Source organism: Neisseria wadsworthii 9715 (assembly GCF_000227765.1).
Taxonomy (GTDB): Bacteria; Pseudomonadota; Gammaproteobacteria; order Burkholderiales; family Neisseriaceae; genus Neisseria; species Neisseria wadsworthii.
This window is the reverse complement of record NZ_JH165159.1, coordinates 2247400-2258176: the sequence shown is the minus strand read 5'-3', so window position 1 is coordinate 2258176 and position 10777 is coordinate 2247400. Positions and strand designations below refer to the sequence as shown.

The window sequence follows — 10777 nt, the reverse complement described above, 5'->3', positions numbered from 1 at the left end:
GCCTGTCTGAAAAACGTTCAGACAGGCATTTGTTTGATTGTAAGCTAAACTTGGTTTTTTAAGATAGCTTTGTATGGTTATTGTAATTTTCTATATAAAATATAAATTCTTTCTGCCAAGAAAATCGAAAAAATCATAATAATGGAGGCAGTAGGCTCTTCAATAGCATAATACCGTGTGACTGATGAGGCGGATAAAATAGTTGCTGCATAAATAAACAACGATGCCCAACCTCTTTTCTTGGCGGGTTCAGACATGAATTCCTCTTTAAAATTTAATTATGTTAGTTAGATTTATATTTTGAAAACGTGCAGGCTGCTTTAAACAGCCTACACGAACATTCAAGCTTTAGTCTGGGACATATTCACCATTATCCAGTCTAGTTTGAATATCATTTGCTAAAGCATTGATATCTGTATTGATTGAATTTTCAATATACCAACCAAAACCATAACCTGCCAAACCACCAAGAACACCAAAACGGCTGCCAAGGATAGCGCCTAGGTCACGAAACATTCCGCCACCAGATACATTTTGAATTTGGTTAAAAGTCAACTTTTTTATAAATTATTCCTAGAAAATCAATTAATAATCAGTAAGTTTCCTTACGCTTTTTACAGTACAGGTAATGAATACTTTCAGTCAACTGGCTAGTTTATTATTTTTTGAAAAAATATATTTTATACGGTTGAGTATTGTTTGATTTTTTTATATGGTTAATTATATTGTTAATTTATATGTCATTTTTTAAAAAATGGAACACACTTGCTTGTTTTAGATAAGGTGTTGAAGGCCGAGACAGCATTCAAGAAAATCTCATATCCTTTACCAGATAAGTTTTCGCGGATTTTTGGCCAGTATCAAGCCATCTTGAAATATCGCAAATAAACTTAAAAGTCGACACGCCCGTCATCATCGGGCTTGATTCGGGTATCTTGAGTTCCGGTAACTTGAGGAGATACCCGGACTAAGCTCGAGCATAAGGAAACTGCGGAAAAATAAAGTTTATTTTAAATACCGAATAAGCCCAAAACAACCATTTTCCAAAAAATGCAGAAATAAAAAGCCCTAACGTGAAAAAGCTTCACTCACAAGAAGTAACCATCCATAAAGCTTTGGACAGGCTTTTGCCGAAGTGGAGCATTTCGGTGCTGGTGTGGGTGGCCTGTTTGTGGCTGGCAGCGGAGGATTGAGTGTGGAAAAAAACAGCTTGTTTTGATGTAATGTTATGTAATAACAATGGTTTACATCTGAAAAAGGGTTGTGTATGATAATAAATACCATACACCTCAATCAGAAAAGGAGCTTGCTATGAGCGAATGTAAAATCCATCAAAACCATGATCATGTACATGGTAAAGATTGCGGGCACACCGCTATCAAACACGGTGATCATGTTGACTATCTGCATGACGGCCACTTGCATCACGAGCACAACGGCCATTATGACGAGCATGTTTTGGAAGTGAATGAAACCAATCCCGATGGCTGCCATCCGGTGCATGATTGTGCCGGCCATGTGCACGGTGAAGGTTGTGGTCACGAAGCCGTGCCACACGGCGACCATATCGATTATATCGTGAATGGTCGTTTGCATCACCAACACGGTGATCATTGCGATGACCACGGCCCGGTTGAAATCGTGAAATAAAAAATCGAGCGTAATTATAAATGCCTGTCTGAACTGTTTTCAGACAGGCATTTTATTTGGCGCGTTGTAGGGATTCAGGAAGCTTATAAACCTGCTGCCGCTTTCAATGCGGCGGCTTTATCGGTGCGTTCCCAAGTGAATTCCGGCTCTTCGCGGCCGAAGTGGCCGTAGGCGGCGGTTTTGCTGTAAATCGGGCGCAAGAGGTCGAGCATCTTCACAATGCCTTTGGGGCGTAAATCGAAATGCTCGCGCACCAGAGCGATCAATTCTTCTTCATTCAGTTTGCCTGTGCCGAAGGTATCGATAGAAATCGAAGTGGGTTTAGCGATGCCAATGGCGTAGGAAACTTGGATTTGGCATTGGGTGGCCAAGCCTGCGGCAACAATGTTTTTAGCAACATAGCGACAGGCATAGGCAGCGGAGCGGTCGACTTTGGTCGGGTCTTTGCCCGAGAATGCGCCGCCGCCGTGCGGTGCTGCGCCGCCATAGCTGTCCACAATGATTTTGCGCCCGGTTAGGCCGCAATCGCCTTGCGGGCCGCCGATGACGAAGCGGCCGGTCGGGTTAATCAGGTATTTGGTTTCGGGCGTGAGCATTTCTGCGGGCAATACGGGTTTGATGATGTGCTCCATCACGGCTTCGCATAATGCTTCATGTTCGATTTCCGGATCATGTTGGGTTGAGAGCACCACAGTGTCGATGCGTTTGACTTTACCTGTTTCAGCGTCGTAAACGCAGGTGATTTGGGCTTTGGCATCGGGGCGTAGCCACGGCAGTCGGCCGTCGCGGCGCACTTCGCTTTGGCGCTGCATCAGGCGGTGGCTGTAATAAATGGCAAAAGGCATCAGGGTTGGGGTTTCATCGCAGGCGTAGCCGAACATCAGGCCCTGATCGCCTGCGCCTTGTTCCAAATCCAAACCTTCACCTTCGTTTACGCCTTGCGCGATATCGGGCGATTGCTGGTCGTAACACATCATCACGGCGCAGCCTTTGGCATCGAAACCCAGCTCGGAAGAATTGTAGCCGATGCGCTGGATGGTTTCGCGGGCGACTTTGATGTAGTCGACATGCGCGGCGGTGGTTACCTCGCCTGCCAATATGCACAAGCCTGTGTTGACTAGGGTTTCCGCCGCAACGCGGGCGGTAGGGTCTTGCGCTAGGATTGCATCGAGAATGGCATCGGAAATTTGGTCGGCAACTTTATCGGGGTGGCCTTCGGAAACGGATTCAGAAGTGAATAGATATTCGCTCATTGGGAAATTCTTTCTGCAAAAGGGCAAACAGATTTTCCGTTTGCCGATAGAAACCAAATGGCGCAAATTATAGCAGAGAACAGGGCAGAAAGGCGGTTTTATCCGGCGGCAAAATAAACAATTTGCGCGTTAAATTTGATTGTTTTGTATGGTCTGATTATTAATCTCCGGATTCACTACCCGCTTAAATTGAAAAGTATGCCTGTCTGAAAACTGTTTTCAGACAGGCATACTTATTGATTCGGAGCTTGCGGGGCGCCTGCGGGATGTTTGTAGCGGTTGTAGGCAAACAGGTATTGGGTGGGGAAGCGGCGAACCCAGTATTCGACGTTGTTGTTGATGATTTGGGCGTCGTGAGCTTTGTCGCCGTTGAGTTCGTCTTGCAACGGCTCGATGTGCAGCACGAAACCTTGGCCTTTCGGCAGCCTTTCGCCGCAGAAAAACAGGGTTTTTACGCCTTTTACTTGGGCGAGTTTGCCGGCCAGCGTCATGGTGTAGGCATCTCGCCCGAAAAACTTGGCCCATACGCCGTCGCCTTCTTCGGGTGCGGGCACATGGTCGGGCAAAACGATGGTTGCTTCGCCTGCGCGCAGGGCTTTGATGATTTGCTTGACGCCCTGCATATTGGTAGGCGCGGTTTTGCCTTTGCCGCGCACGCGGCCTGCCTGCATCACGGCATCGAATGCTTTGATTTTCGGCGGTTTGTACATGGCGGTCAGCGGAAAAGGCAGCTGTTGGCTGATGTAGCGGCCGGCCAGATCGTAGCTGCCGATATGCGGGGTGATAAACAGCAGCCCTTCGCCTGCGTTTAATGCGGATTGGACGTGCTCCCAGCCGTGTACCGCTTTAAACAAAGTTTCAATGTGTTCCGGCGGCCTGAAAAAGGCTACGGGCAGCTCCAAGCCGCCTTTGGCGGTTTCCTGCAATACGGCTTTTACCGTTGCATTGTCTGCACTCAGGCCGGCGGCTTGCAGGTTGGCCCGGATGCGCTGCTTGTCGGATGTGTCGAAATAAAATGCCAGATTGCCCAATAGCGCCCCCAAGCGGTGCAGCCAGGAAAGCGGTAGGGCAGCCAAACAGCGGAACAGGAAAAATACGAGGCTCTGCATAATGTGGATTTGTGAAATGGAAAGCGGATTGTAATGGAAAATGGCGGATGCGCCCAACAGCAGCGGCTATTTGATTGATGATGTATCGGATGCCTGTCTGAATAAAGCACTTTGGGATCTTTGAAAAAACATTATCTGGCTTTAAGCGTTTACCCCTGATAGCTGCCGTTTGTCTAAATTATGATGAATATGTATATCAATGAAAATAGAATAAAGCGATATATCTGAGAATAATTAGGTTCAATACAAGCATTGCCGTTTTAATCTGTAATGAACTAAAGAGGTGTGAAAAGCGTCTTTAATATGACTGCAAAAAATTGATTTATGAGCGGTCTGTTTAAAGGTAATAACATATAAGAGAAAATGTAATATGAGAGAAAACCAAACTATTTTGGCTGCGGGCAACCAAGCGGCCAATGTTGCAGGCAACAGATTTACCGATGGTGATGAAGCCGTTAAGGCAACCAGCAATAAGCTGGTAGGTTATGTGTTGGACAACGCAAGCAATGCGGAGTCGGCTGTGGTGGAAAGTTATTCCATCAATGGCATGACCTACAAAGCAGGTGAAACAGCCTCTATTTTCGGTATTGGTACATTCAAGCTGAATGCAAACGGCATTTATGATTTTTCAGTGGAAGGGCAGCGCGTTCAAAAGATCAAAATGCCCGTGGTGCGCTATACCGTGAAAAACGGTGACCAAACCGATGAGTCTGAATTGGCCATCACGCTTGATAAGCAAATCGTTTCTCAAGCTTATCCTGAAGCCAATGCGAAAGCCAATGTGGCGGTTGATTTGAATACCACCGGTTTGTTGAGCAACGGTGAAGCCAGCGGCAACGTGTTGCACAATTATGAAGGTTCAGACAAGCCTTATATCGCAGGTTTCCTCGTGGGCAACGCTTATTATGCCAGCGGGCAGACTGTGAAAGTGGATAACTTCGGCGAGGTTACGGTTAACCGTGACGGCTCTTACACCATAAAAGCGGATGATTTGAAAGCAGGCGCCAAAGTGCCGGTGATCGCGTTTACAGTGAGCAACGGCTATGCCGCTTCTTCTTCCAGCTTGGTATTGCGCGTGCCTTCCGATAACGAAAGCGTGCTAACCGATGGCGATGAGCTTTATGGAGACGTTAGCGGCAATGTGTTGGAAAACGCCAGCAGCACACTGGGCGGCAAGCCTTTCGGAGACTTGGGTGTAACCAGCTTCAAAGAAGGCGGCATGAATTACAAGCCGGGCGATAAAATTCAGTTTGACGGCGGTACCTTGCAGCTGAAAGCCAACGGCGATTACGAATTTGCTTCCAACGGCGCATACACAGTTTATGAAACGCCGGATGTGACCTACACCGTGAGCAACGGCAAACAAACCGACAAATCAACGCTGAAAGTAAGCTATGACTGGGGTCATATGGAGGGGGAGTTCGGCAGGTTTGTGGAAGACAAAGGCAAAGTTTTAGCAGGTGACAACCGCGTGAGCGGCTCTGCCAAGCTGTTGGGCGGAGTAGACGATTCCGATTTGCTGCTGGGCGATGCGTTCAACGTAGCGGCGGCAGGCAGCGATACCATCATTGCAGGCACGCGCGCTGCTTCAAGCTCTTCGGATATTCTGGTTGGTGACCGCTTGAACATTGATCACTTGAGCTGGAAGTCCGGTGACGGTACTACCGTGCAAGGCAGCAGCTACGACAATGCCGTAGCCGGCATTCGTGATTATTTGAGAGCAAACGGTATTTCCAGCAGCGATGAGGAAGTGATCCGTTATGTGCGCGAAAACTACAAAGATTTGGTCGACACCAACCCGCAAGGCGGCGACGATAAACTTGTAGGCAGTCACAATAACGACATCTTAATCGGCGGCGCCGGTAACGATACGCTCACCGGTAATGCAGGCAAAGATGTGTTTGTGTTTGCGGCCAACAGCAACAGCGGTAAAGATGTGATTACCGATTTTACCCGCGGTTACGACAAAATCGTGTTTACCGATTTGAACGATTCTTCCAAACTGAACTGGAATGCTTCTACCGGTGTATTGAGCTTTACCGGCGTGAAAGATGGTCAAACTTACCAAAACAGCATTACCATTCAAAATGCTTCAGCTGATTTGAAAGTAGAAGATTTGGTGACCAATGCCGCGATAGTTTAAGCTGCCGGGATTTTCGGTTGTCTTTATGAATCAATAAACAATGCCTGTCTGAAAAATGTTTCAGACAGGCATTTTCGTTAGTTGGATTAAAGTTGGTCGGAAGTGGCGGGCGCAGCTTCGTGTTGCGGCGCTTTAGATGATTTGCTCAGATTTTTTTTCTTTTTCTGGGCTTTTTGCTTTTTAGCGCTTTTCTTTTTGGCTTTAGTGGTTTTTGCCTTTTTCTCATCTTTCACTTCTTTGTCAACCGCAGAGCTGGTTTCTGCGTCGGCAGGCAGAGCCGAAGGCACGGGAGAAGTTGGGTTAGTAGGCGCAGCCGTTGGAGCCCCTGGAGCTGCTGGAGTTGAAGGCAAAGAAGTAGGCTGGTCAGGCGTAGGCAGGTTAGGTGTGTCCGGTGCAGCCAACAAGCTGCCTGAAACCAATAACGATGATGCTAATACAACTAATTTTTTCATATTCAATCTCTCTCTGTTTTTAAAAAAATATAAGCTGCGGGTTGCAGCGGTTTTCATGCTAACCGCTTTGGCGTAAACAGGCGTTAATGAGGGGATAATTTGAACAGTTTTCCGTAATTTTCAATAAATGCGGTAAATAGACGGCAGATAGCTGCAAATCTTTCTATATCAGTGGCTTAGGTGGATTGTGTTGTTTATGCAAAGTCAATAAATTTTGTGGCGGGTAAAGTTGGTTTAGATTTTTGAACTTTTACCTGCTTGGTTAGATGAAAATAGGGGATTCAGGCAGGCATCATGCCGGCGCTACTGCGGAAGAAAACTGCCGATGCTGTACACAATGTCCAACATACCAATCACGAACTTCATACGCTCTCCGAGCTTTTGAACGGGCTGTTCACCTGGAATCTTTCACACTGGCGGCACAAGAGTTGCACATTACTCAAAGTGCAGTGAGCAAGCACATAAAAACCCTTGAAAGTCATTTCGGATGCCTGCTTTTTGTCAGAAAGGGCCACAAGCTAACCGTGACAAACCACGGCAAAATCTTAGCCCGCGATTTGCAAAGCGCTTTCAAACTTAGAAGGCTCATGCCGGTTATTTGAAGAGAATCGCTCTGTTGTGAGGCTGAAAGTGCCGACAAGCTTAATGATGTCTTGGTTAATTAGTTGCTTGAAAGAATATAAAAAGTTAGAAAAACAACCCCATATTCATGCTTCAAGCGTTTGGATGAATACGGATTTTGTGGATTTTTCTTCGGAGCCTTTTGATTGCGCGATTCTTTTATCAAACGGAAATTTTGAGGAAGGCATGAGTGGCATCAAGCTTTTCGACGAGTGGCTGGTACCTATTTGTTCGCCAAACATATTGGAAAAAGACGGTTCGATTGACTTGGATAAACACGATGTTATCCACCCTTCGCCGAATAGAAGGGATTGGAAACGATGGCAAGCGGTCACTGGCTATACAAAAGAAATATCCGGCTTGCCGGGGTAAGTGTTCGACACATTGGAGCAAGCCGCATCGGCTGCCGCTGCAGGGCATGGGCTGGGCATTGGGGATTTGACTTTATGCGCCAAACTGATTCAAGCGCGACAGCTCGCCGTTCCGATAAAAATGGCTGTGCAAACGGGAGATGCTTATTATTTGGTAATGCCTGAAGATTCGAGAAAGGAATCGGTTATTCGACAATTTGCGGATTTTTTAAGCGGCTATATTCCGGATATCCGTTTAGTAGATTCCTTAATAAATTGGTATGGTAAATAGCGTGTTGTTTTATGGGGGGCGAGTTGCAGAATGCCTGTCTGAAAACTTTTCAGACAGGCATTTTGATTGGGAAAGCAATTCGGCGCTTAACCCGTATTGCGCAATCCTTGTGCCACGCCGTTGATGGTGAGGTGGACGAGTTTGAGGAGATCCTGATTTTCCGGCGAGCGGCGCAGTTCTTTTAACAGCAGCACTTGCAGGCTGTTGAGTGCGTTCAGGTAAGGAATGCGCAAGGCGAGGGAGCGGGCTAGGCTGCGGTTTTCGCTGAGCAGCCCGTCAGTCTGCAGGATTTTGAGCAGGGCTTCTCGGCTGGCTTGGTATTCTTGTTTGATCATGTCAAATAAGGCGCGGGTGGCTTCGGGGCGGTTGCTCAAGGTGGTGTAGTTTTCTGCGATGGTCAGGTCGGTTTTGGCCATCACTTGTTCCATGTTGGAAAGCATGGCGCGGAAAAAGGCGTTGTTGCGGGCGTGTTCCTGCAAGGCTTCGAGCTTGCCGGCTTCTCGGCAAAGTGTTGCCACGGCGGTGCCGAAGCCGTACCAGGCGGGGAGCATCAGGCGGTTTTGCGTCCAGGAGAATACCCAGGGAATGGCGCGCAAATCTTGAATGCGCGCCAATGTTTTGCGGCTGGCGGGGCGGCTGCCGAGATTCAGGGTGGCGATTTCCTGAATCGGGCTGGTTTGCAGGAAATAGTCGATAAAATCGGGATGGGTGATGAGGGCGCGGTAGTGGTTGAACGCGTGTTCTGAAAGCGCCTGCATCAGCTGCGGGTCGGGTTCGCCGCCGGCATAGGGCAGCAGGCTGGCTTCCAGTGTGGCGCTGACCAGGGTTTCGAGGTTGCGGCAGGCGTTGGCCGGGTCGGCGTATTTGGCAGTGATGACTTCGCCTTGCTCGGTGATGCGGATGCGGCCGGCCACGCTGCCGGCAGGTTGGGCGAGAATGGCTTGGTAAGAGGGGCCGCCGCCGCGCCCGACGCTGCCGCCGCGCCCGTGGAACAGGCGTAAGCGTACGTTATGGCGGCGGAAGAGTTCGACCAATTCCTGCTCGGCCTGATAGAGGCACCATGAGCTGGTAACATAGCCGCCGTCTTTATTGCTGTCGGAATAGCCGAGCATGATTTCTTGGATATGGCCGCGGCTTTTGAGCAAGGCTTGGTACCACGGCAGGGAAAACAGGGTGTCCATCACGCGGGTGGCGTTTTGTAGTGCTTCGATGGTTTCAAACAGCGGCACGATGTTGAGGCGGCTTTCAGGCAGCCCTTCTTTGATGGAGAGCAGGCCGCTTTCTTTCAGAATCAGGGCGAGGGCGAGTAGGTCGCTGGGCTGCTCGCAGTTGGAAATGATGCTTTGGCAGATGGCCTGCTCGCCGAATTCATTTTTCACGCGGCGGGCTTCGTGAAAAATATCCAACTCGTGCTGCGTGTGTTCGCTGTAGGCAACATAGGGGTTGTAAAGCGGGCGCTGGGTGTGCAGCTCGCGCAGCAAAACGGTTTGTTTTTCAGCTTCGCCCAGCGATTCGTAGGCTTCCAAACCGGCGTGGCGGAACAGTTCGGCCACGACTTCGCCGTGTTTGGCGGCATGTTGGCGCAAATCGAGCGGCATTAAATGGAAGCGGAACACGGAGGCGGCGCGTATCAAATCGGCAATACGCGCTTCGGCCAGCAGGCGGCTGCCGTTGTCGAACAGGGATTGCTGCAAAGTGCGTAAATCGCTGATAAATGCTTCTGCGTTAGCATAAGGTTCGCCTAAGCCCCAGCGGCAGCCGAGCGTGAGGCCGAGAGCATGGCCGGTGGCGACGATGCGCGAGGAAATCAGCGCGATGGCGCGGCGGTAGGGTTCTTCAAAATGGGCGATTTCGGTGTCGGGCGATTGTTCGGAGAGCGACAATACGGCGTTGCTGACCTGCACGCGGCGGGTAGATAAAGGCAGGTCGGCGAAGAGTTCGCCAAGCTGTTTGCGGTAGTAGTGGAACACGGCGTCGGCGTGCTGCTTGAAGGCGTGGCGCAGGGTTTTGGCGGAAACAAACGGGTTGCCGTCACGGTCGCCGCCTATCCAGCCGCCGATGTGCAGTAAATCGGGCAGCTTGATTTCAGGAAAGCCTGTCTGAAAAGTTTGCTGCATGCTGCGGTAGAGCTGTGGCACGGCCTGAAAGAAGCTGAGCGGGAAAATGGATACGCCGTTGTTGATTTCATTTTCTACGGTGATTTTGTAATGGCGGGTTTCGCTGGTTTGCCACAAAGCCAACAACACGGTTTCGATTTCGCGCTGGAGGCTGTTTAATTCGTCTTGGCCGATACATTGTTCGCGCAAAGGTAAGAGCGCGCGTATGCGGCGGTGGAAATTCAAGGTGGCCTGCCGCTGAACTTCGGTCGGGTGGGCGGTTAACACGGCGGCTACGGTGGTTTGCTCGAGCTGGTTTTGCAGGGTTGCTTCATCAATACCGACATTTTTGAGCTTTTCAATCAAACCGGATACGCTGCCTTCGGCATGTTGGCTGCTGCTTTGTTCGTAAGCGCGGCGTCGGCGCTGGTGGTGCACATCTTCGGCGATATTGAGCATTTGGGAAAACAGGCTGCACGCGATAATCAGGTTTTGGGTTTGCTTGGCGTTGAGATTGGGCAGCGCGGCGGCGATGATGTGGGTGCTGTCTTGGCTTTCGGCAAGCTGTTTGACCACGGAAATTACGGCTTCGCTGGTTTCGTTTTCCAGCATGCGGATAAGTGCTTGGCCTAAAAATGCGGCGTCTTCGGCCAGCGGGGCGTCTTTCGGATTGTTGATTTGATGAAATTGCATGGTGTGCCTTTATGATGTGAAGCTCGAACGTAGGCGGATGCCTGTCTGAAAAATAGAGAAAGATAAGTATTGTTAGCAATGTAGTGAGATGTAGTCAAATGAGGCGTGAATAAATGCC

At 49.3% G+C, this 10777-nt stretch carries 11 protein-coding genes; 5 read left to right on the top strand and 6 right to left on the bottom strand.

Annotated elements, in window-relative coordinates:
* Positions 1 to 77 precede the first annotated feature (77 nt).
* The gene (locus tag HMPREF9370_RS10495; RefSeq protein ID WP_009117488.1) at positions 78 to 257 is read right to left on the bottom strand and encodes a hypothetical protein; all 180 of its coding nucleotides are present in this window, start codon (positions 255 to 257) and stop codon (positions 78 to 80) included.
* A gap of 91 nt (positions 258 to 348) precedes the next feature.
* The gene (locus tag HMPREF9370_RS12125; RefSeq protein WP_156793002.1) at positions 349 to 555 is read right to left on the bottom strand and encodes a hypothetical protein; all 207 of its coding nucleotides are present in this window, start codon (positions 553 to 555) and stop codon (positions 349 to 351) included.
* Between the two features lie 756 nt (positions 556 to 1311).
* Here HMPREF9370_RS12125 and HMPREF9370_RS10490 point away from each other — a divergent pair.
* Complete coding sequence (locus HMPREF9370_RS10490; RefSeq protein ID WP_009117485.1) at positions 1312 to 1650, top strand: hypothetical protein; 339 nt, start codon at positions 1312 to 1314, stop codon at positions 1648 to 1650.
* An 83-nt stretch (positions 1651 to 1733) separates the two neighbouring features.
* On the opposite strand, the gene metK is transcribed toward HMPREF9370_RS10490, so the two are convergent.
* Both metK and HMPREF9370_RS10480 read right to left on the bottom strand, forming a co-directional pair.
* Complete coding sequence (gene metK, locus HMPREF9370_RS10485; protein ID WP_040667191.1) at positions 1734 to 2903, bottom strand: methionine adenosyltransferase; 1170 nt, start codon at positions 2901 to 2903, stop codon at positions 1734 to 1736.
* Between the two features lie 233 nt (positions 2904 to 3136).
* Positions 3137 to 4012 (bottom strand): lysophospholipid acyltransferase family protein, encoded by an 876-nt coding sequence (locus HMPREF9370_RS10480; protein ID WP_040667665.1) that lies wholly within the window; start codon positions 4010 to 4012, stop codon positions 3137 to 3139.
* A 370-nt stretch (positions 4013 to 4382) separates the two neighbouring features.
* On the opposite strand from HMPREF9370_RS10480, the gene HMPREF9370_RS10475 reads away from it, so the two are divergent.
* Entirely contained in the window at positions 4383 to 6155 is a 1773-nt protein-coding gene (locus HMPREF9370_RS10475) for a M10 family metallopeptidase C-terminal domain-containing protein (RefSeq protein ID WP_009117482.1), read from the top strand.
* Between the two features lie 86 nt (positions 6156 to 6241).
* On the opposite strand, the gene HMPREF9370_RS11675 is transcribed toward HMPREF9370_RS10475, so the two are convergent.
* Complete coding sequence (locus tag HMPREF9370_RS11675) at positions 6242 to 6607, bottom strand: hypothetical protein (protein WP_156793001.1); 366 nt, start codon at positions 6605 to 6607, stop codon at positions 6242 to 6244.
* Positions 6608 to 6873: 266 nt separating this feature from the next.
* On the opposite strand from HMPREF9370_RS11675, the gene HMPREF9370_RS12610 reads away from it, so the two are divergent.
* Genes HMPREF9370_RS12610 through HMPREF9370_RS12340 form a run of 3 tightly spaced genes read left to right on the top strand, consistent with a single transcriptional unit; the run spans position 6874 to position 7870 of the window.
* Entirely contained in the window at positions 6874 to 7209 is a 336-nt protein-coding gene (locus HMPREF9370_RS12610; RefSeq protein ID WP_182073227.1) for a LysR family transcriptional regulator, read from the top strand.
* Positions 7163 to 7600, top strand: a complete 438-nt coding sequence (locus tag HMPREF9370_RS12345) for a LysR substrate-binding domain-containing protein (RefSeq protein WP_256998683.1) — start codon at positions 7163 to 7165, stop codon at positions 7598 to 7600. The genes HMPREF9370_RS12610 and HMPREF9370_RS12345 overlap by 47 nt, the downstream gene beginning before the upstream one ends.
* A complete protein-coding gene (locus tag HMPREF9370_RS12340; protein WP_009117479.1) occupies positions 7601 to 7870 on the top strand; it encodes a type 2 periplasmic-binding domain-containing protein in 270 nt (89 codons plus the stop codon). It begins immediately after the preceding gene.
* Between the two features lie 86 nt (positions 7871 to 7956).
* On the opposite strand, the gene ppc is transcribed toward HMPREF9370_RS12340, so the two are convergent.
* The gene (gene ppc / locus HMPREF9370_RS10460) at positions 7957 to 10659 is read right to left on the bottom strand and encodes a phosphoenolpyruvate carboxylase (RefSeq protein WP_009117478.1); all 2703 of its coding nucleotides are present in this window, start codon (positions 10657 to 10659) and stop codon (positions 7957 to 7959) included.
* Positions 10660 to 10777 lie beyond the last annotated feature (118 nt).

Coding starts and splice junctions, on each gene's coding strand:
- HMPREF9370_RS10495 (WP_009117488.1), bottom strand. CDS start 257: ATGTCTGAACCCGCCAAGAAAAGAGGTTGGGCATCGTTGTTTATTTAT.
- HMPREF9370_RS10490 (WP_009117485.1), top strand. CDS start 1,312: ATGAGCGAATGTAAAATCCATCAAAACCATGATCATGTACATGGTAAA.
- metK (WP_040667191.1), bottom strand. CDS start 2,903: ATGAGCGAATATCTATTCACTTCTGAATCCGTTTCCGAAGGCCACCCC.
- HMPREF9370_RS10480 (WP_040667665.1), bottom strand. CDS start 4,012: ATGCAGAGCCTCGTATTTTTCCTGTTCCGCTGTTTGGCTGCCCTACCG.
- HMPREF9370_RS10475 (WP_009117482.1), top strand. CDS start 4,383: ATGAGAGAAAACCAAACTATTTTGGCTGCGGGCAACCAAGCGGCCAAT.
- HMPREF9370_RS11675 (WP_156793001.1), bottom strand. CDS start 6,607: ATGAAAAAATTAGTTGTATTAGCATCATCGTTATTGGTTTCAGGCAGC.
- HMPREF9370_RS12610 (WP_182073227.1), top strand. CDS start 6,874: ATGAAAATAGGGGATTCAGGCAGGCATCATGCCGGCGCTACTGCGGAA.
- ppc (WP_009117478.1), bottom strand. CDS start 10,659: ATGCAATTTCATCAAATCAACAATCCGAAAGACGCCCCGCTGGCCGAA.